This is a genomic window from Flavobacteriales bacterium (genome assembly GCA_016124845.1).
GTDB lineage: Bacteria > Bacteroidota > Bacteroidia > UBA10329 > UBA10329 > UBA10329.
The window spans coordinates 67,397-85,801 of sequence record WGMW01000006.1 but is presented as its reverse complement, the minus strand read 5'-3'; the positions used below and the strand labels follow the sequence as shown (position 1 = coordinate 85,801).

The following is an 18,405-nucleotide window of genomic DNA, read 5'->3' as shown; positions in this document are numbered from 1 at the left end:
GAGTTTCTTAGGAACACAGAGAACCTCTCTGTAAAACTTTATTTCTCAAAATTTTCTCTGTGCAATGAAAGAAAACGCTACTCGATCTGCATTCTACGAGTGATTACTTCGTTGCGGTCTTTGTCGATGACCTGAACCACGTAAAGTCCTTTTTCCAGTCCCGAAAGATCGATCTTGGCTCCGTGGTCGCCCAACACCTGCAGTTCAAAAACCTTTTCGCCAATGATGTTGAATACCGCCACATCCAGCGCAGCTGAACTGCCTGATATCATCACGTTGAAAACTCCGTTGTTCGGATTCGGGTAGATCTGCGCATCCCAGTTCGGAGACACGGTTGGTTGCATGCCTATTACTTTATCGCCACCGTTGCCATTGTGGTCAGCAGCAAGCCCGTCAAATGCAATCAAGGAAATCAGAATGTATGGTATCAGTCGCTTCATGGGCAGCTAAAGTATCGGGGTCAATTCTTAATAAAAATACGCAACGCGTTAAGGAATGTTAAGGTCGTTCGTCTAATACTTGCTGCATCAAACAATAATCAGTCCGACTTGGTTTGCACAACATATAAATGGCCACAGAAGCGCAGAAAACACAGAGTTTTTCACAGAAAAATCTCCGTGAAATCTGTGAAAATCTGTGTCTCTGTGGCTGAAAAATGTTGTTTCTAAAGTTGCAGACAAAAGCAGATCAACATGCTTACAATGAGCTTGTGCGTTTTGATTGCGCGCGAAATGGTAATGTTGCAGTATGAATTCCAATGAACCGCAGCCGCTGAAACTGGTAGAGACCAAGGATGGTTCGCAGACCATTCTGAATGAAGCGCTGAGTTCAACGTATCATTCGCGGCATGGCGCGCTTACTGAATCGGAGCATGTTTTCATTGATAAAGGTTTGAGAACGCAGCTTTCGCGAGGGAAAAAAGAGGTCTTCATTCTCGAAATGGGTTTCGGAACGGGGCTGAATGCGCTGCTCACGGAGAAGGAGCTACAGGGTTCGGACGTGAAAGTGGATTATCACACGTTGGAATTGTTTCCTCTGCCAGAAGAAGTTTGGAAAGACTATCAGCTTCCAGCTGAATTGAATTCAAGCCGAGAAGTTTTCGAGAAGTTTCATCAGGTAGAATGGAATCGATCGGTTGCTATCCGAGATGGATTCTCGTTGACAAAACATCAGGTTTCGTTGCTGGATTTTGAACCGACCGTTGGATTCGATCTGGTGTATTTCGATGCGTTTGAACCCGAAACGCAACCAGAACTTTGGACGCAAGAAGTGTTCGAACGCATCTTTTCGTGGATGAATCCCGAAGGAATTCTAACCACCTATTGCTGCAAAGGATATGTGCGCAGAAACATGCTCGCGGCAGGCTTTCAGGTCGAAAAAGTTCCTGGTCCGCCAGGTAAGCGTGAAATGATCGTGGCCACAAAGCCGTTTAACGTCAAGTAAGGGTTTGCCGCGGCAAACACCTGCCATATCTTTGCGCAACCAATGAAGAAAGGATTCTCACGTATTTCCCCGCTCTTTCTACTGCTTCTTCTGTTCGGTCTGTCGTCCTTCGGTCAGGATGTGAACCAAACAGATGCCAACGGCCTCAAACAAGGCAAGTGGAAGAAACTCTACAATAATGGTAAGGTGCGTTACGAAGGTGAGTTCAAGGATGACAAACCTGTTGGCACGTTTCATTACTACTACGAGACGGGAGATCTGCAGGCCACCAACAATCATTTGGGAAACGGGGAAGTGGCCACACACATCTACCATAAGAACGGGAAAATAAAGGCCAAGGGAATGTACAGACTGCAGATGAAGGACAGTCTGTGGCAGTATTTCAACGACAACGAACTGTTGGTTTTGGAGGAGTCATACATTCTCGATACGCTGCATGGTGTGCAGAAAACCTACTACGAGAACAAGCAGTTGGGCGAGGAGACACACTACGACCATGGTGTGAAGAACGGCCCTTGGAAGAAGTTCTTCGACAATGGAAAACCGTGGGTCGATGCCACGTACGAAAACGGAAACCTGCATGGCAAATTCGTGATGTACAACGAGGATGGAAAGCGGAAGTATCAAGGAAATTACCATCAGGGAACACGGGTTGGTGTTTGGCTCATTTTCAATGATAATGGCTCGGTAAAGACGCAAGATGTGTATGAAAATGGAGTGCTGAAGCGTCAGAAATTGGAGAATGGTGAATTCACGGAGTATTACGAGAACGAGATTCCGAAGAGTATTTACAATTACAAGGCAGGGAAAAAGCAGGGCGAATTCACAGAATTCTACAATAAAGGCGAGTGGGTGCAAACCGAAGTTCCAGGCAAGATGGGACAGCCCGATGAGCTGATGGAACAATTGGAAGGAACACAGGTTAAGGTGAAAGGCTGGTACAATAATGATCAGCTGAACGGCAAAGTGACCTATTATAACGAAGATGGCAGCGTAGACCGCGTGGAGGTCTGGGAAGACGGAAGCAAGGTGAGCACCATCGATTGGGAAGGGCAAGAGTAAGATGAGCAAAGGGAAGGTTCTGGTAGCGATGAGTGGTGGCCTCGACAGTTCTGTCGTTGCCATGATGCTGCATAACGAAGGTTATGAAGTGGTCGGAGTCACCATGAAAACGTGGGATTATGCTTCGGCAGGCGGCAGTACGCGCACCACAGGTTGCTGCAGTTTGGACGACATCAACGATGCGCGCCAGATGGCGGTCGACTTTGGGTTTCCGCATATCATCATCGACATCCGCGAGGAGTTCGGGGAGCACATCATCGACAATTTTGTGGATGAATACATCGCAGGACGTACACCCAACCCGTGTGTGTTGTGCAATACACATATCAAGTGGGACGCGCTTCTTAGACGTGCCGACCAATTGGGATGCGAGTTCATTGCAACGGGACATTACGCACAGGTCCGCGAAGAGAATGGCCGTTTTGTGGTCTCCAAAGGTTTGGATCAGGCAAAAGACCAATCCTATGTACTGTGGGGTCTGAGTCAGGAAAGTCTTTCGCGTACCATCTTTCCATTAGGGAAAATGCACAAGAAAGACATCCGTCAGATAGCGTTGGACAGCGGCTATGAGGCCATTGCCAAAAAGAGCGAGAGTTACGAGATATGCTTCATCCCCGATAATGATTACCGCGGCTTTCTGAAGCGCAGGGTAAAAGGCTTGGAAGAGCAGGTTGATGGCGGTCTTTTCGTGGATAAGGACGGCAACATATTGGGCAAGCATCGCGGATATCCGTTTTACACGATAGGGCAACGAAAAGGCTTGGAGATAGCTTTGGGTGAACCAATGTATGTTACTGGGATTCATCCAGATACGAACACGGTGACTCTTGGAAGAGAGACCGATCTTCTGAAAACAGAAATGACCGTTAGAGGTTTGAATCTTCAGAAATATGAAAGCCTTACTGAGCCGATGGAAGCATTGGTGAAGGTTCGTTACAAACATGCAGGAAGCATGGCGCGTATTGAGCAACGTGGTTCAGAAATGAACGTCCGTTTTTACGAAGAGGTGAGTGCCATCGCTCCAGGACAGTCGGCTGTTTTTTACGAGGGCGATGATGTGATCGGTGGCGGATTCATCAAGAAAGATCACTGAATGGGGTTGCGAATTACATATTCCGCTTCGCGGTACAAATATTACGAACGCGGGTATGTTCAACGCTTGCAGTTAATTCGTGATATTCGTACTGATTCGTAATTCGTAACCAAGATCAAAGCAAAAATTCTAATAGCATTTGTGGCCGTTTCGCTTTTCAGCGGATGCTACCGCGAAGACACGGAACTTCCATTCATCGGTTACGAATATTTCCCAACGGAACTGGGCAAATATGTGGAGTACAAGGTCGATTCCACGTGGCAGGATGATCCCATCGGGCCAACGGCCTTTGCAGAGGCGCATTATCTGCTGCGCGAACTCAACGAGTCTTATTTCACGGACGATGAAGGTCGGCAGGCTATCAGAGTGGAACGTTATTCGCGGTCAACTCCGCAAGGAGATTGGGGGATCAAGGATGTTTGGTTCAAGGTGCGAACACCAAAAGTTGCGGAACAGAACGAGGAGAACGTGGTCTTCATCAAGCAGAATTTCCCGATCGTTTCAGGCAAATCGTGGGACGGCAACAGCAAGAATACCTTGCAAACGCTGGAGGAAGCCTACAACCAACTCAACATCCCCGAAGTGTGGGAATATTCGTACGAGAACATCAACGAACCTTACACCATCAATGGGCTTACATTCGACTCAACGGTTACGGTGGTCCAATACGACCGACCTGCCATTTTCGGCCTCAATTTGATCGCCAAAGAAGTTTATGCGAAGAACATTGGCATGATCCATAAGCAACTCAACGTGTTCGATGTGCAGCAGAATCAGACCAACCCGAACGAGAAGGACACGGTGGGATTTTTCTTTGAGATGGTTGTAACAGGATATGGCGAATGAGACAACTGATTCTGACCATACTGCTGTTTGCCGCGATCACCGTTCAGGGGCAAGATTCGTTGAGCTATTGGATTCAGTTTTCCGATAAGAGCAACACGCCTTATTCCTTGAACCAGCCTTTGGAGTTCCTTTCTCAGCGCGCGTTGGACAGACGCGAACGGCAGCACATTCCGCTGAAAGAGAACGATCTGCCTGTTGATCCCGCATACATTCAGGCGGTTCTGAACACAGGCGCAGAATACAGAACACATTCCAAGTGGTTCAACTCGGTTTCGGTGATGGTGCCCAACCAGAATGTGTTGAATGCGATTCTGGCGTTGCCTTTTGTCGCGAACCATGAAGCGGTTAAAAAGCGGCAAGAAAAGGCTGTTCCTATCGTGAAATGGGAGGAAACGACTTCATACAAGACAGAGCAGCAGAACGAATACGGAGAAAGTGATTACGGCATGGCATTCAACCAGATCGATATGCTCAATGGTGTTACGTTGCATGATCCCGGTTATCGTGGTCAAGGAATGCTGATAGCGGTGCTTGATGCGGGTTTCCCGAACGTGAATGTCTTTCCTGTTTTCGACAGTCTCAGGAATGAAGGTAGATTGATTGGTAGTTGGGATTTTGTGGATCGGAACAATACCGTTTTCGAGAACAGCACGCACGGACAAATGGTGCTTTCGACCATGGCGGGCATCCTTCCAGGCGAATTTATGGGAACGGCTCCGAAGGCGAGTTACCTGTTGCTGCGTACGGAAGACGAATCGAGCGAAAGCCCGATTGAACTGGACTATTGGGTGGCAGGTGCCGAGTTTGCAGACAGCGCGGGTGCCGATGTCATCAACTCCTCGTTGGGCTACACCACGTTCGATAATTCCCTTTATGATTTCAGCTATGCCGATATGGACGGCAACACAACGCGTGGTTCGCGCGGGGCGGATATTGCCGCCTCCAAGGGGATTCTTGTGGTGAACAGCGCTGGAAATTCGGGTGATGATCCTTGGAAATACATTGGCGCGCCTGCCGATGGCGATAGCGTGCTGACCATTGGTGCCGTGGATGCAGATGAAGTGATAGCCAATTTCAGTTCGTACGGGCCATCTTCTGATGGTGATGTAAAACCGAATGTGTGCGCGCAGGGACAGTCAGCCGCGGTAGTGACTCCCTACGGAATTTCAGGCCAGAACGGAACTTCATTTTCCAGTCCGATCATGGCTGGAATGGCCGCGTGTCTGTGGCAGGCCAATTTGGATTCGGCCACCAATATGGATGTTTTTCATGCCATTGAGCAGAGTGCAGACAGGTACGGTCATCCTGACGATTCGTATGGTTACGGCATTCCGAATTTCGCCAAAGCGAATCTGATCCTGTCCAAGTTGAATCCGACCGATGAAGACAAAAGCGAACTGTTTCCCGTCTATCCAAACCCGTTTACAACCCAATTGCAGGGCACGTTCTATTCTTCGGGCAAACAGAAGGTGCTTATACGTTTGGTGAACAGCCTTGGGCAGGAAGTGCGAAGGTTTGAAGGAACAGCACAGGATTACTCAGGTGTTCATTTTCGCTTCACCGATCTCGCTTATCTCAATAAAGGACTTTACACGCTGCAGATCGATTCCGATTCGGGCAAATACCACCAGAAAGTGGTAAAGGTGACGGATTGATCACTTGCTCGGACGATTCGCTCGAATGAAAGCGGTCGGGTCTGTGAAACCTGTAGTTTCCTCCGAATATCCTCCACCAAGGTCCATGTCAACGGTGGTTCGGATTTCCAAGTGAAGGTGCGCCCAGTAAGCACCATCTGCATTGCCGATGGTTCCGATCTGATCACCACGTTTTATCCAAGTACCAGATTTCACCAGCATGGTGTCGCAATGAGCGTAAAGGGATTCTACCAATTGGTCTTTCTCCTTGATGTAGTGGACAACACGGATCACATTTCCCCAACCAAAGCCATTTTCTTCGGTAGAAACCACATAGCCATTTGCGATGGCATAAATGGGGTCGCCAAGGTCTGAGTTTCCGCCACCGGTTCCATTCCAATCATCACCCAAATGATCGTTCTTTCCAAATCCTTGAGCATTGTAGTAGCCTTTTGCATTGGGTGGTCCGACAGGGAAGTCGAAGCCATCTGAGATGAAATCAGGGTTTTCTGAAAACAGCCTTTGGTAATCCGTTCTTGAGTTAAATGAAACGAGTATCTGGAGAACAAGAAGAAGCAGAGAAGGAATTGCCAGTCGATTCATGCGGCAACAACGGCAGGTCAGCCATTTTATTTGGCTATTAGTAATGCAATTCAAGTTTTGTTAACTGGGCCGTGAGAACAACTGCAAACCCAAATGCCAGCGACATATAATGGCTTTTTCTGTTTTTAGGCTCTGGCACTTTGCTCGAAAGAAAGAGTAGGAGGCAATACAACATTAAAGTACCCAATAATGCAGATCTGTTATGTCGTTCTTCCCAACCATAGTCGAGTTCGAATACATCGAGAGTGCAAAGCCAATAGATTACAAAGCCAGCAATAATTATTGTCAGGTTAGCTACAATCCAAAATGTGTTTGTAAACGGTCTATGCATAACCCTAATTATTCTCCTTCACGCATTCGCGAACCTTCTCCGTTTTCTTCTTTTTGAGGTCATCCACGCATTCGAAGAGGGCTTTCAGTTCGGGGCGGCTGCCGAACTCCTTGGTGGCCTTGTTGGAGGGGAATTCCACGACCTCGGAGTTCAGATTGTCCGAGATCACATGCCAGTCTCCCTGTTCCACGCCATATTCGTCCTCACCACCTACAAGCATGTTCAGGTGCGCCAGTCCGTTCTCGTAGTAAACGATCTTACCTTCCATGATCATGCGGTACGGCTTGCTTTTCACAATGCGGTAAAACTGGTCGCCTACGCTGAAACCGTAGAGATTGGTCGCATTCACGCGACCCTCGTCCCTCTTCTTCACACGATAGTAGATGTTGAGGATTCCGAGTGTCCAATCGAACCCGATGAACTCATACATCGGCCGTCCTTTCTTGGCCTGGTAATCTTCGTAGGTGTCATAGATGATCAGTGAGAAATCGTCTTTGGCGAAGGTTTGAAAAGAGAAAACCGAGAGGAGCAGAACGGAAAGAATGTGTTTCATTTTAGGTGTTTGTTGTCGTTTCGAAATATACCAATTGCAATTATTTAAGAAATCGGTATTCCATTGGCTTGAAATGCGATGCATGCATTGCTAATTTCACGCCAAATTCGATTCAATATGTATTTCAAGCGTTTCACGGTACTTCTCATTCTCGCATTTTCATTCTCCACCGTTTTCGGTCAGCAATTGATCAGCTACACCAAGGTCGATTCTTTCTCGATGGAAAAACTGACGGAACGATGGAAAGGCATGGGCATCCCAAAATTCATTGCTCCCATCAAGAACGATGTGGATGTGTATGACGTGACCTATTGCACCACTTATGGCGATAGCAGCTGTGTGCTGGCATCGGGTCTGTACTTCGTGCCGATTGCGCCCAAGAAACCCGCGCCATTGCTCATATACAACCATGGAACTTCCACACGGCCACAACGAAAACTGGGCTATAATGGCGAGGAGCAGATCTGTTTGATGTTTGCCACCACAGGCTATGCCGTTTGCGAACCCGATTACGTGGGGTTGGGCCATGGCGAACGCAGACACCTGTACATCCATGCCGATTCTGAGGCCAATGCGGGCATCGATATGATGAAAGCGGTGGCCGAACTCGATAGCATCCTTGCCCTGAAACGCGACCCGATGATCTTCGTTTCGGGCTACTCGCAGGGCGGCCATGCCGCGATGGCGGTTACGCGCAAGTTGCAGGAAAAATATGCCGACCAGTACAAGGTAACGGCCTCATCGCCCATGTCGGGCCCATACGATCTGGATGGCGTGCAGGCCGATGTGATGTTCTACCCATATTCTCAGCCGCACTATTTGCCCTATCTGCTGTTGGGTTACAACGAGATCTACCGACTTTTCAGCAAAGACCGGTTCTACGATCAGGTGTTCTCAGAACCGTACCGCGATGCGGTGAAAGGCGCTTTCAACGGAGGCTATTCACATGAGGACATCAACAGCATGTTGCCCAATATTCCCAAGGAAATGCTTTCGGACAGTCTGCTCAATTTGTTTGTGAACGACCCCGATTTCGAGTTCAAGAAACTGTTGGTGGAGAACAGCATGGACAATTGGGTTCCCGAAATGCCCATGCAGATATGCTACTGCACGGGCGATGAGGAAGTGACCTATAAGAACGCCATCATGGCCTACGATTACATGAAAGCCCATGGTGCAGAGAACGTGAAACTGCGCAAGGCAGGCGGCAAGAAATTCACCCACCGCAAGTGTGCCGATTGGGCGGTCCTTTACACCAAGATGTATTTCGACAGTTTCCGCAAGGGAAGCAAGAAGGGACGCAAAGGCCCCGTTTTCAAGCGCATGCTTATCGGTATCGCCAAAGGCGTGATGAAGCGCTAGGAAACGAAAAACGAAGAAGGGTAAAAGAAAAAGGTCGGAAATGTCTCCGACCTTTTCTGTTCAATCCATCTTAGCGCCTTAGCGCCTTTGCGAGAGCACTATGGGCGCTCCACGCCAGAGAAGAAGAAGTTTCCTTCGATCTCAGCGTTCTCATCGCTATCCGAACCGTGTACCGCATTCTTTGCTTTGCTTTCTGCAAACTCAGCGCGAATGGTTCCTGCTACAGCCTCTGCAGGGTCGGTGGCACCGATAAGCGTACGGAAGTCGGCCACTGCGTTATCCTTCTCCAAAATGGCAGCAACGATAGGCCCTGAGCTCATGTAACCTACAAGCTCACCGTAGAAAGGACGCTCCTTGTGTACTTCGTAAAACTTACCGGCCTGCTCAGCGCTCAAGCGGGTGTATTTCATAGCCACGATACGGAATCCTGCCCCGTTGATCTTTGCCAAGATGCCTCCGATGTAGTTCTTCTCAACTGCATCTGGCTTAACCATTGTAAATGTTCTGTTAGTTGCCATTGGGTGTTTTTGTGTGTTTCAAATTTGCCGCGAAAATAGAAAAAACGACCACGACAGAAGTTTGAAATTCGAAATGAAGAAATACGAAACATCAATTACCCGTTTTCAGCCAGAATTTTGAATCTCCGTGTCTCTGCCTGAGATATATAACTTCGCAAACCTTAAAGGAAGAACAGATTGAGCAAGACGGATTTTACTGAACTGAAGGAATTGTTGGCAACGCCCCGAAAGATTGCCATCGTGTCGCACAAGAGCCCAGATGGTGATGCCATCGGTTCCTCGTTGGGATTGTACCACTATCTCATCGCCAAAGGGCATGAGGTGGCGGTGATAATGCCCAACGATTACCCGACATTTTTGAAATGGATGCCAGGAACCCAGAAGGTGGTGCTGCATGAAGGGAATGAGAAGAACGCGGAGGCTTTGGTGAATGCAGCAGAGGTACTTTTCTGCTTGGATTTCAATTCACCTGACCGTGCCTTTGGTTTGGAGGAAGTGATTCAGCGGTCAGGGAATGTGAAGGTGATGATCGATCACCATCCGCAGCCGAGCGAGTTTGTGGATTTCATGCTTTCCGATACATCAGCCTGTTCAACCGCGGAGTTGGTACATCGCTTCGCGGGAATGATGGGCGACAGGATTCCGAACAAGGAATCGGGCGAATGTCTTTATGCGGGGATCATGACCGACAGCGGCAGTTTCCGCTTTCCGAATGTGACATCCGAAACGCACCGCATTGTGGCCGATCTGCTCGACCTCGGTGTAAGGCAGGATGAGGTTTACAACCACATTCACAACACCAGTTCTGAACATCGACTGCGGTTGCTCGGCTATTGTCTGGACGATAAACTGACGGTGCTGAAGGAGTATTCCACCGCGTTCATTTCGCTTTCGCTGGAAGAGAAGAAACGATTCCATTTTCAGCAGGGCGATACGGAAGGAACAGTGAACTACCCGCTTTCAATCGAGGGTGTGAACTTTTCGGCCATTTTTATTGAAGCAGAAGGATATGTGAAAGTTTCATTCCGCAGCATTGGCCAGTTTGATGTGAATGCGTTCTCACGTGCCAGTTTCTCAGGCGGTGGCCATCGCAATGCGGCTGGTGGTCGTTCGGATCTTTCGTTGCAGGAAACGATAGACAAATTTGTGGCGTTGGTAAAGGAGAACGCGGACAAACTGAATTACTGATGAGGCTGGAGGAAGCGCGCGTTAGGGATGGAAGCGGCATCCTTTTTTGCTTTCGGCAAAAAAGATATAGCGGACAGCCCGACCGCGAAAGCGGAGTTTACGGAGCTTTTCGGGGGAACGCCCTGATGTTGCTTTTACTCGTGCTGGTCACGGTTTTTTCGGCATGCGACACGCAACCTGATGCGCCACCCGTGAATCCGAACAAGTTCAAGAAGCCGCTGGAAGAGGCGAACAAGGTTCTGTTGCAGAGCGAGGCTGAAGACATTGACCATTATGTGAAACGCCATAATTGGGAGATGGAGGAAACGGGTTCGGGCCTGCGGCTGATGATCTACGAGCACGGAAATGGCAAACCTGTGGAAACGGGAAAAGTGATCCGTTACAACTATGAAACGAGCCTTTTGACGGGCAGAACGTGCTACACTTCGGAGGAGCGCGGGGCGAAGGAATTCCTTGTCGGGCGCGGTGGTGTGGAGAGCGGTTTGGAAGAGGCGGTGCTGCATCTTCGGGAAGGCGATCGGGTTAAAATAATTTTACCTTCGCACCTCGCTTTTGGCTTGCTTGGTGATGACGATTGTATCCCGAAAAAGGCTGTTGTGGTTTACGACCTCGAAGTGATCTCGGTACTCGAACCAAATAAATAGAAACAGAAAAATAGATGAAAAAACTGACCCTTTTTGCCGCCCTTGGATGGATGTTGATGGTGGCCTCTAAATGCAACGATAAGGCTGCCACAGGCGAATCTGCCGAAGCCGCAAAGCCGACAACTGATACCATTACCACTGCTTCTGGACTGAAGTACATCATTTGGAAACATGGAAACGGGGAAGCTGCCGAGAAAGGCGATAATGTCTCTGTGCACTACGCTGGTCGATTGTTGGATGGTTCGCCATTTGATAATTCATACGACCGCGGTCAGCCGTTCACATTTCCGTTGGGAGGTGGCCGCGTTATCAAAGGTTGGGACGAAGGAATCGCCTACCTGCATGTTGGTGATTCAGCAACCTTGATCATTCCTTCGAATTTGGGATACGGTTCCATGAACCGACCGACCATTCCTGCGAATTCAACTCTGATCTTTGATGTGCAGTTGATGGATGTGAAGAAAGTGGTGAAGCCAACGCCCTTCAAAACGGAAGGTTTGGATACCATCGCAACAGGAACTGGACTGAAGTACATCCGCCTGAACAAGACTGATGGAACTCCAGTAACGCCAGGTTCAACCGTGGCCGTTCACTACACAGGCTATCTGTATGACGGAACCATTTTCGATAGCTCTGTTTCCCGTGGTGAGCCAATCAGCTTTCCGATCGGTGTGGGTCGTGTGATCAAGGGTTGGGACGAAGGCATCGCACTTCTGAAAGTGGGCGAGAAAGCCCGTTTGATTATTCCTTACCAATTGGCTTATGGTGAGCATGGCGCAGGATCAATGATCCCACCTCGCACCAACTTGATCTTCGATGTGGAGCTAGTGAGTGTGAAATAATCACAATCGCTTGATTTCAAGCGAATAAGGCTTTAAATTAGGGGTTCACAAGTTGAACCCCTTTTTTATTTCAGAATGAACCCGAATTACATCCTTTTTGCCATTCCCGTATTCCTGTTGACCATCGCTGCCGAGGTCATTCACAATTACATCAAGAAAGGAGGGGGGGATTTCAATTTCGAGGATAGTATTACCAACCTCAATATTGGAATTGGCAGTCAGGCCATCGGAGCGGTCACCAAGGCGTTTCTGCTGATGCTTTATGTTTGGGCGTATGAGAATCACCGATTCTTCACCATCGATTTCAGTTGGTACAGCGTCATCATTGCCATTTTCGTGTTCGATTACATCTTTTATTGGGCGCATCGCTGGGGGCACGAATGGAACATTTTCTGGGGTGCGCATATCGTGCATCATCAAAGTGAGGAATACAATCTGACCGTGGCGTTGCGCCAAAGTTGGTTCCATAACCTGATTGCGTTTCCACTATTCCTACCAATGCCGTTCTTGGGAATCGACCCGCTGAGTTTCGGTGCGGCCGCTGGAATTGTGACGCTTTATCAGTATTGGATTCATACCAAGGCTATCGACCGCATGCCGAAGTGGTTCGAATTCATTTTCAACTCGCCTGCGCATCATCGGGTCCATCACGCCACTAATGAGCAGTACCTCGATCATAATTACGCGGCCACATTCATTCTTTGGGACCGTATTCACGGGACATTCATAGATGAGGATGAAGAATGCGTTTACGGAATTACTACACCCCTGAACAGTTGGAATACGGTTTGGGCCAACTTCCATTTTTATGTGGAAATGTGGCAGGGTAGCAAGCAACTTAAAACCGTGAAGGAAAAACTGGCGCTCATTTTCCGTGGGCCAGAATACTTGGGACGGTTGCTTGGACAGGTGACCGACAATGGTAAAAAGGTGTCTAGTGTAGTTCATAAATACGCCACTGAAACACCGCTTCATTTGAAGATCTATGTGAGTTTGCAGTTCCTACTGCTCACGTATTTCCTCGCTGCTTATATGGGACAGATTCAGAACCTTACGCTGTTCTACCAGTTGGCGTTCTTCTTCCTTATCTGTTTGAGCACACTTTCAGTTGGTGCCATCATGGAGAACAAACCATGGTTCTATCCTGTGGAGATTGCCAGATTCCTCATGTTCGTGCCGCTGTACAACCTCTGCTATCATAACTATTTCGCTGATTGGTACGATTACACGCTTCCTTTCTCGATTGCCATTTCAGCCTTGTTCACAGGCTGGATGCTGGTTGACCTGTTGTATTTGAGGAAGTTAAGAGCGACAGAATTAGCTTAGTAGATCAATTGAAATCTTCTTAGAATCCATTCTATTTCTTCGGGTCGATTGGGGTTAAGATAAGTGCTGTTTGAATGGGTTTCTGGTTTGCAACCATCATGGATCTTTGGCCTTAGAAGTTACTGTTTTGACCATGATTGTGTCAATTAATATGCAGTCTGATTTCATTTCTATGAGAAGCGGTTTAGACATGTCGTCCTCTGCCAGCCAGACAGTTTGCGATTCATAACCCAAATAGCTGAATAGGACTTCTACAGGGAATTTCCGGTGTTTTGATGGAATTTTAAACTCAAAGTTCCCGTCAAAATCTGTAAGTACCCCAATGCTTTTGTTTTGCTTGAGGACAACAGTTGCTCCAAATAGACCTTCTTTTGTGTCAACATCTAAGACAACCCCTGAAACTACCTGTGCGAAGGAACCGATTGAATTCAACAGGAAGACAGTTGAAATGAGGAATTTTATCTTCATGAATTGAAGATAACGAATCAATTTCCCAACAAAAACATACAAGGTCGTTTGTGGAGATTGATCTTTTGGGTTTTCCACTCTGCAACAGCCAAGGTTTTGATCTGTTCGGTTTCCAAGGTGATGTCAACCGCCACACAGAGTTTGTGATTGCCGTTACAGGTTTTTAAGATGTCGTCAAAAAGGTGCTGGTTGCGGTAAGGCGTTTCCATGAAGATCTGCGTGTGGCCCGTTTTCGCAACGGCTGTGTCCATATCACGCAGTTTGTGTAACCGTTCGCGCTTGTCAATCGGAATATAACCGTGGAAAGTGAAGCCCTGTCCGTTCAATCCACTGGCCATCAGGCCGAGTAGGATAGAAGAAGGACCAATGAGCGGAACCACCTTGATGTTGAACTGATGCGCCTGAGCGATCAGTATCTGCCCTGGATCGGCAACGCCTGGACAACCAGCCTCAGACATGATGCCTACATCCTTTCCTTGAATGAGCAATTCAATCGGTCGAGAAATCTCGTGTTGTTTGGTTCGCTTATCAAGAAGGATCAACTCCAATCCATCGAAATCGCGTTTGTTTCCTGTGGATCGGATGAATCGTCTTGCGGATTTTTCATTCTCCACAACCAGATATTCCAACTCATCCAACAGTCGCAGATTCAGGTTTGGGAAAAGCTTGTCGTTGTTGGTTTCGCCCAACGAAACGGGAATCAGATACAGCGTTCCCGTGCTCATTTCAGTTCTTCTTCAATGAACACATCACAGGCGTAATCGAGCAGGTCGAACACGCGCCCGAAGCCATCATCATAGTATGGATCGGGAACAGACTTTCCCTTCACTTCATTTCCATAATCAAGCATCAGTTTCACTTTGGCCGCATCATCGGCATTTCGCGCCAAGCTCAACACATTGGAGCGATTGGAAGTGTCCATCACCAGAATGTGGTCGAATCGATCAAAATCAGAAACTTGAAAAGGCCGCGAACGTTGGTAGGAAATGTCGATGTTGTTCGAACGCATTTCTGCCATCGCACGGGCATCGGGCTGTTCGCCTTCATGCCAATTGCTTGTTCCAGCACTGTCTATAAAAACGTCAAGGCCCTGTTGTTGGGCCTTGTGTTTGAGAATGCCTTCCGCCATTGGGCTTCGGCAAATATTTCCGAGACATACCATCAGCACGCGAGGCGTTGCCATGGATTACTGGAGTTTGATCTTCTTATCGAGGTCAGAAATGTAACCACGGAACTGCTTGTCGGTCTCGATCAAGTTGTTCACCGTGCGGTATGCGTGAAGCACGGTTGCGTGGTCTTTTCCACCGCATTGTGCACCGATCGTTGCCAATGACGCTTTGGTCATGTTCTTGGCATAGAACATCGCGATCTGACGTGCCTGAACAACCTCGCGCTTGCGTGTTTTCGACTTCATCAACTCGATCGGCATATCAAAGTAATCCGACACCACTTTCTGAATGTAATCGATGCTGATCTCGCGAGCGGTGTTCTTCACGAACTTGTCGATCATCTGCTTGGCAAGTTCCAAGTTGATGGATTTCTTGTTCAACGAAGCTTGGGCAAGCAACGATATCAACGCCCCTTCCAGTTCGCGGATGTTGGTGGTGATGCTGTAAGCGAGGTATTCCAATACTTCGTCAGGAAGTTCAATTCCATCCTGATAGATCTTCTTGTGAAGGATGGCGATACGGGTTTCCAACTCAGGAGCCGAAAGGTCTGCGGCCAAGCCCCATTTGAAGCGGGAAAGCAATCGTTGCTCCATGCCTTGCATTTCCACGGGTGCTTTGTCGCTGGTCAGCACCAGCTGCTTTCCGTTCTGGTGCAAGTGATTGAAGATGTGGAAGAACACATCCTGTGTTTTGTCTTTTCCAGCCAGGAACTGCACATCATCCATGATCAACACATCGATCATCTGATAGAAGTGTACAAAGTCATTGTGGCTGTTGTTCTTCACAGCATCAATGAACTGGTGCGTGAACTTTTCAGACGAAACGTACAGAACGGTCTTGTTCGGATGCTTTTCCTTGATCTCGATACCGATGGCATGAGCCAAGTGGGTTTTTCCCAATCCAACACCACCATATAATAGGAGTGGGTTGAAAGCCGTTCCGCCTGGTTTGTTGGCCACCGCGTAACCCGCAGAGCGTGCCAAACGGTTGCAATCTCCTTCAATGAAGTTGTCGAAATTGTAGTTCGCATTCAGTTGCGATTCAACCTTCACTTTCTTCAACCCTGGAATGATGAACGGATTCTTGATCACGTCTGTTCTGCCAAGGTCAAGCGGCATGGAAACAGGTTGGTTTTTGGTGGTTGCCGAGTTGGTCGGTACGCGCACAGAGTATGGCTTACTGTTGTTGTAAGCGTTCTCCATAATGATCTGGTACTCCAGTCTTCCCTCGGTTCCAAGCTCTTTCTTCACTGTCTTTTTCAACAGCGAGATGTAATGTTCCTCCAGCCACTCGTAAAAGAATTGGCTGGGCACTTGAATGGTCAGCACGTTCCCGTCCAATTTTACGGGTACGATAGGCTCAAACCACGTTCTGTAACTCTGATAAGGAACGTTATCCCTGATTACTTCCAAACAATTGTCCCAAACCTCTTTACAGTCTTTCTTCATAAGCCTTCCGTCAACTAACTAAGGGTTAATACTTTAACGCTCTTGAAACACGGGAAAGCCTTGATACGCGCGGCTTTCAACCATTTCAGAGGGAGGCAAAAATTGGGAAAAGAAAGAGGAAAAAAAAATGAAAATGGTATTGACTTTATGAAACTTTTGGTGCAATATAAGAGCCCTTCGATGCCCGTGTTGCAACATCAATCTGCAGGTCTATTCTCCCCAGTTTGATTCCTGCCCAACCCACCTGACATATCATTACATTTTTGCCGTCTTTGTTAAGCACGTAGTCAGGCTGATCAAGGAAAGTGTGGGTGTGTCCACCAAGGATGATATCTATATTTTGACTGTTTGTGGCTACGTGTTTATCGCACATTCGGTCTACGTCAAAATTGTACTTCTCGGCATTGTAGTCGTAACCGAGGTGTGAAAGACACACAACGAGGTCGCAGTTCTGTTCATTTCTCAGATATGAAGCCTGCTCATTTGCTGTCGCGATCGGGTCGGTGTAGCGCACGTTCCCGTAAAGTTTTGGGTTTACCAAACCTTCCAACTCGATACCAAGACCAAAAACGCCCACGCGTATTCCGTCCAATTCAATCACCTTGTTTCTAAGTGTTGTTTCCGAAAGAGGCGTATCAGATAGTTCGTAATTGGAGTTGATGAACGGGAACTTGGCGTGAGGAAGCTGTTTCATCAGTCCTTCAATGCCATTGTCGAAATCGTGGTTGCCGTACGTGGCGGCATCGTAACCCATCTCGCTCATCAGCTTGAATTCCACCTCGCCACCGAAGTAATTGAAGTAGGGCGTTCCTTGAAAGATATCGCCACTATCAAAAAGCAGCACATTCTTCTCTTGCTCACGGATCTGTTTGATCATTTCCGCCCTGCGGGCGAAACCGCCCAGGCCAGGGTATTTGCTATCGGTTGTAGGAAACGGGTCAATTCGGCTGTGCACATCATTCGTGTGAAGAATGGTCAGTTTCTTCACACCCAATTCTGAAAGATTGCACGAACCAAGCGTACCAAGCGCTCCGATGGAAGCTCCTGCCACAGCTGAGTTGCGTATGAAGTTCCTGCGGTTCATTCGATAACGAGTCTTCCGTCCAGTTTTGAGGTGAGCGGTTTTCCGCTCAGACCAATGATCCTGAAATGATCCATGATGGCATCGCGGATCTTGATGCCCGTGCTGTACCGCGCTTCAGGTTCCTGGAAGAAGTACATCTTGTCGCCACCATCGGCCAGGTAATCGCTGGTCACTATATAATAGGAACGCGTTGGGTCGAGCGGTTCACCATCGATCTTACAATTGTAGCCGTTGGGTTTGATGGTCAGTTGCATGCCAGCCAGCGGCTGACCGCCTTTCTCGCGGAGGTAATCGAGCATTTCTTGCATTTTTTCGGGAGAAAGTTTGATGACATCCAGTTCGTTTTCGAAAGGCATGAGTTCGAAAACCTTGTTCACAGTAATGTCGCCCTGAGGAAGATCGACACGCAGACCACCTATGTTGATGAGGCACATGTCGGGCAGGATGGAATCTGGTAATTCTGTCTGTGCACGCTCAAGCAACAGGTCAGCAATAAGGTTGCCCAAGGTGCATTCTGGAATTCCTCGCGTAAGCGGAACATCATTCTGAACCAAAACGGTGTTCATGGTCAGGTCGAGGCTATCGCGATATGGCTTGATAATGGATTCTGCGGTCGGCTCATCCGCAATCGAGTCGTTCATTTCGATGGCCTTGTATTCGGTGATAGGACCCGAACAGGCAGCAAAAAGAATGAGAAGCCACATCCAACGCATGGCTGCAAGTTTACAGAACCAATTTTGTAAAGCGTTAAATCTTAAATGAAGAAATTCTAAACTGAGGGAATGTGTTTC

At 48.0% G+C, this 18,405-nt stretch carries 20 protein-coding genes; 10 read left to right on the top strand and 10 right to left on the bottom strand.

Annotation, left to right across the window (positions count from 1 at the left end; genetic code table 11):
- Positions 1–77: 77 nt before the first annotated feature.
- Positions 78–440, bottom strand: a complete 363-nt coding sequence (locus GC178_02465) for a T9SS type A sorting domain-containing protein (GenBank protein MBI1286419.1) — start codon at positions 438–440, stop codon at positions 78–80.
- Between the two features lie 307 nt (positions 441–747).
- Here GC178_02465 and mnmD point away from each other — a divergent pair, with 307 nt between their 5' ends.
- The 5 genes from mnmD (at position 748) to GC178_02440 (ending at position 6,099) form a co-directional block, all read left to right on the top strand.
- Complete coding sequence (gene mnmD, locus GC178_02460) at positions 748–1,443, top strand: tRNA (5-methylaminomethyl-2-thiouridine)(34)-methyltransferase MnmD (GenBank protein MBI1286418.1); 696 nt, start codon at positions 748–750, stop codon at positions 1,441–1,443.
- 42 nt (positions 1,444–1,485) lie between these two features.
- Positions 1,486–2,505, top strand: coding sequence for a hypothetical protein (locus tag GC178_02455; GenBank protein ID MBI1286417.1), 1,020 nt, complete (start codon positions 1,486–1,488; stop codon positions 2,503–2,505).
- Position 2,506: 1 nt separating this feature from the next.
- Positions 2,507–3,598 (top strand): tRNA 2-thiouridine(34) synthase MnmA, encoded by a 1,092-nt coding sequence (gene mnmA / locus GC178_02450; GenBank protein MBI1286416.1) that lies wholly within the window; start codon positions 2,507–2,509, stop codon positions 3,596–3,598.
- 141 nt (positions 3,599–3,739) lie between these two features.
- Positions 3,740–4,444 carry a hypothetical protein gene (locus tag GC178_02445; GenBank protein ID MBI1286415.1) on the top strand — a complete coding sequence of 235 codons (705 nt, stop codon included), beginning with the start codon at positions 3,740–3,742 and terminating at the stop codon, positions 4,442–4,444.
- Positions 4,441–6,099: a S8 family serine peptidase gene (locus tag GC178_02440; GenBank protein MBI1286414.1), complete on the top strand. Its 1,659-nt coding sequence runs from the start codon at positions 4,441–4,443 to the stop codon at positions 6,097–6,099. The genes GC178_02445 and GC178_02440 overlap by 4 nt, the downstream gene beginning before the upstream one ends.
- Here the strand turns inward: GC178_02440 and GC178_02435 are convergent, their stop codons facing one another.
- Positions 6,100–6,681: a peptidoglycan DD-metalloendopeptidase family protein gene (locus tag GC178_02435; GenBank protein MBI1286413.1), complete on the bottom strand. Its 582-nt coding sequence runs from the start codon at positions 6,679–6,681 to the stop codon at positions 6,100–6,102.
- A 335-nt stretch (positions 6,682–7,016) separates the two neighbouring features.
- Positions 7,017–7,565, bottom strand: coding sequence for a hypothetical protein (locus GC178_02430; protein MBI1286412.1), 549 nt, complete (start codon positions 7,563–7,565; stop codon positions 7,017–7,019).
- A 78-nt stretch (positions 7,566–7,643) separates the two neighbouring features.
- Here GC178_02430 and GC178_02425 point away from each other — a divergent pair, with 78 nt between their 5' ends.
- Positions 7,644–8,927: a hypothetical protein gene (locus tag GC178_02425; protein MBI1286411.1), complete on the top strand. Its 1,284-nt coding sequence runs from the start codon at positions 7,644–7,646 to the stop codon at positions 8,925–8,927.
- Between the two features lie 98 nt (positions 8,928–9,025).
- Here the strand turns inward: GC178_02425 and GC178_02420 are convergent, their stop codons facing one another.
- Complete coding sequence (locus tag GC178_02420; protein ID MBI1286410.1) at positions 9,026–9,445, bottom strand: nucleoside-diphosphate kinase; 420 nt, start codon at positions 9,443–9,445, stop codon at positions 9,026–9,028.
- A 177-nt stretch (positions 9,446–9,622) separates the two neighbouring features.
- Here GC178_02420 and GC178_02415 point away from each other — a divergent pair, with 177 nt between their 5' ends.
- The 4 genes from GC178_02415 to GC178_02400 all read left to right on the top strand — a co-directional run bounded on the left by GC178_02415 (position 9,623) and on the right by GC178_02400 (position 13,445).
- Positions 9,623–10,633 (top strand): bifunctional oligoribonuclease/PAP phosphatase NrnA, encoded by a 1,011-nt coding sequence (locus GC178_02415; protein ID MBI1286409.1) that lies wholly within the window; start codon positions 9,623–9,625, stop codon positions 10,631–10,633.
- Positions 10,633–11,277, top strand: coding sequence for a peptidylprolyl isomerase (locus tag GC178_02410; protein MBI1286408.1), 645 nt, complete (start codon positions 10,633–10,635; stop codon positions 11,275–11,277). Before GC178_02415 ends, GC178_02410 begins: the two co-directional genes overlap by 1 nt.
- 131 nt (positions 11,278–11,408) lie before the next feature.
- On the top strand, positions 11,409–12,119 hold the full coding sequence (locus GC178_02405; protein ID MBI1286407.1) for an FKBP-type peptidyl-prolyl cis-trans isomerase: 711 nt from the start codon (positions 11,409–11,411) through the stop codon (positions 12,117–12,119).
- A 75-nt stretch (positions 12,120–12,194) separates the two neighbouring features.
- A complete protein-coding gene (locus GC178_02400; protein ID MBI1286406.1) occupies positions 12,195–13,445 on the top strand; it encodes a hypothetical protein in 1,251 nt (416 codons plus the stop codon).
- 96 nt (positions 13,446–13,541) lie between these two features.
- Here the strand turns inward: GC178_02400 and GC178_02395 are convergent, their stop codons facing one another.
- The 6 genes from GC178_02395 to GC178_02370 form a co-directional block, all read right to left on the bottom strand.
- The gene (locus GC178_02395; protein MBI1286405.1) at positions 13,542–13,913 is read right to left on the bottom strand and encodes a hypothetical protein; all 372 of its coding nucleotides are present in this window, start codon (positions 13,911–13,913) and stop codon (positions 13,542–13,544) included.
- 17 nt (positions 13,914–13,930) lie between these two features.
- A complete protein-coding gene (locus GC178_02390) occupies positions 13,931–14,638 on the bottom strand; it encodes an SAM-dependent methyltransferase (GenBank protein MBI1286404.1) in 708 nt (235 codons plus the stop codon).
- Positions 14,635–15,096 carry a low molecular weight phosphotyrosine protein phosphatase gene (locus GC178_02385; GenBank protein MBI1286403.1) on the bottom strand — a complete coding sequence of 154 codons (462 nt, stop codon included), beginning with the start codon at positions 15,094–15,096 and terminating at the stop codon, positions 14,635–14,637. The genes GC178_02390 and GC178_02385 overlap by 4 nt, the downstream gene beginning before the upstream one ends.
- A 3-nt stretch (positions 15,097–15,099) precedes the next feature.
- On the bottom strand, positions 15,100–16,530 hold the full coding sequence (gene dnaA / locus GC178_02380; GenBank protein ID MBI1286402.1) for a chromosomal replication initiator protein DnaA: 1,431 nt from the start codon (positions 16,528–16,530) through the stop codon (positions 15,100–15,102).
- Between the two features lie 145 nt (positions 16,531–16,675).
- Positions 16,676–17,614, bottom strand: a complete 939-nt coding sequence (locus GC178_02375) for a twin-arginine translocation signal domain-containing protein (protein ID MBI1286401.1) — start codon at positions 17,612–17,614, stop codon at positions 16,676–16,678.
- The gene (locus tag GC178_02370; GenBank protein ID MBI1286400.1) at positions 17,611–18,327 is read right to left on the bottom strand and encodes a hypothetical protein; all 717 of its coding nucleotides are present in this window, start codon (positions 18,325–18,327) and stop codon (positions 17,611–17,613) included. The genes GC178_02375 and GC178_02370 overlap by 4 nt, the downstream gene beginning before the upstream one ends.
- Between the last annotated feature and the right edge of the window lie 78 nt (positions 18,328–18,405).

What these genes read in the sequence shown, in the direction of transcription:
- GC178_02465 (MBI1286419.1), bottom strand. Translation starts at nt 440, where the DNA reads ATGAAGCGACTGATACCATACATTCTGATTTCCTTGATTGCATTTGAC.
- mnmD (MBI1286418.1), top strand. Translation starts at nt 748, where the DNA reads ATGAATTCCAATGAACCGCAGCCGCTGAAACTGGTAGAGACCAAGGAT.
- GC178_02455 (MBI1286417.1), top strand. Translation starts at nt 1,486, where the DNA reads ATGAAGAAAGGATTCTCACGTATTTCCCCGCTCTTTCTACTGCTTCTT.
- mnmA (MBI1286416.1), top strand. Translation starts at nt 2,507, where the DNA reads ATGAGCAAAGGGAAGGTTCTGGTAGCGATGAGTGGTGGCCTCGACAGT.
- GC178_02440 (MBI1286414.1), top strand. Translation starts at nt 4,441, where the DNA reads ATGAGACAACTGATTCTGACCATACTGCTGTTTGCCGCGATCACCGTT.
- GC178_02435 (MBI1286413.1), bottom strand. Translation starts at nt 6,681, where the DNA reads ATGAATCGACTGGCAATTCCTTCTCTGCTTCTTCTTGTTCTCCAGATA.
- GC178_02430 (MBI1286412.1), bottom strand. Translation starts at nt 7,565, where the DNA reads ATGAAACACATTCTTTCCGTTCTGCTCCTCTCGGTTTTCTCTTTTCAA.
- GC178_02425 (MBI1286411.1), top strand. Translation starts at nt 7,644, where the DNA reads ATGCATGCATTGCTAATTTCACGCCAAATTCGATTCAATATGTATTTC.
- GC178_02420 (MBI1286410.1), bottom strand. Translation starts at nt 9,445, where the DNA reads ATGGCAACTAACAGAACATTTACAATGGTTAAGCCAGATGCAGTTGAG.
- GC178_02410 (MBI1286408.1), top strand. Translation starts at nt 10,633, where the DNA reads ATGAGGCTGGAGGAAGCGCGCGTTAGGGATGGAAGCGGCATCCTTTTT.
- GC178_02400 (MBI1286406.1), top strand. Translation starts at nt 12,195, where the DNA reads ATGAACCCGAATTACATCCTTTTTGCCATTCCCGTATTCCTGTTGACC.
- GC178_02395 (MBI1286405.1), bottom strand. Translation starts at nt 13,913, where the DNA reads ATGAAGATAAAATTCCTCATTTCAACTGTCTTCCTGTTGAATTCAATC.
- GC178_02390 (MBI1286404.1), bottom strand. Translation starts at nt 14,638, where the DNA reads ATGAGCACGGGAACGCTGTATCTGATTCCCGTTTCGTTGGGCGAAACC.
- GC178_02385 (MBI1286403.1), bottom strand. Translation starts at nt 15,096, where the DNA reads ATGGCAACGCCTCGCGTGCTGATGGTATGTCTCGGAAATATTTGCCGA.
- dnaA (MBI1286402.1), bottom strand. Translation starts at nt 16,530, where the DNA reads ATGAAGAAAGACTGTAAAGAGGTTTGGGACAATTGTTTGGAAGTAATC.
- GC178_02375 (MBI1286401.1), bottom strand. Translation starts at nt 17,614, where the DNA reads ATGAACCGCAGGAACTTCATACGCAACTCAGCTGTGGCAGGAGCTTCC.
- GC178_02370 (MBI1286400.1), bottom strand. Translation starts at nt 18,327, where the DNA reads ATGCGTTGGATGTGGCTTCTCATTCTTTTTGCTGCCTGTTCGGGTCCT.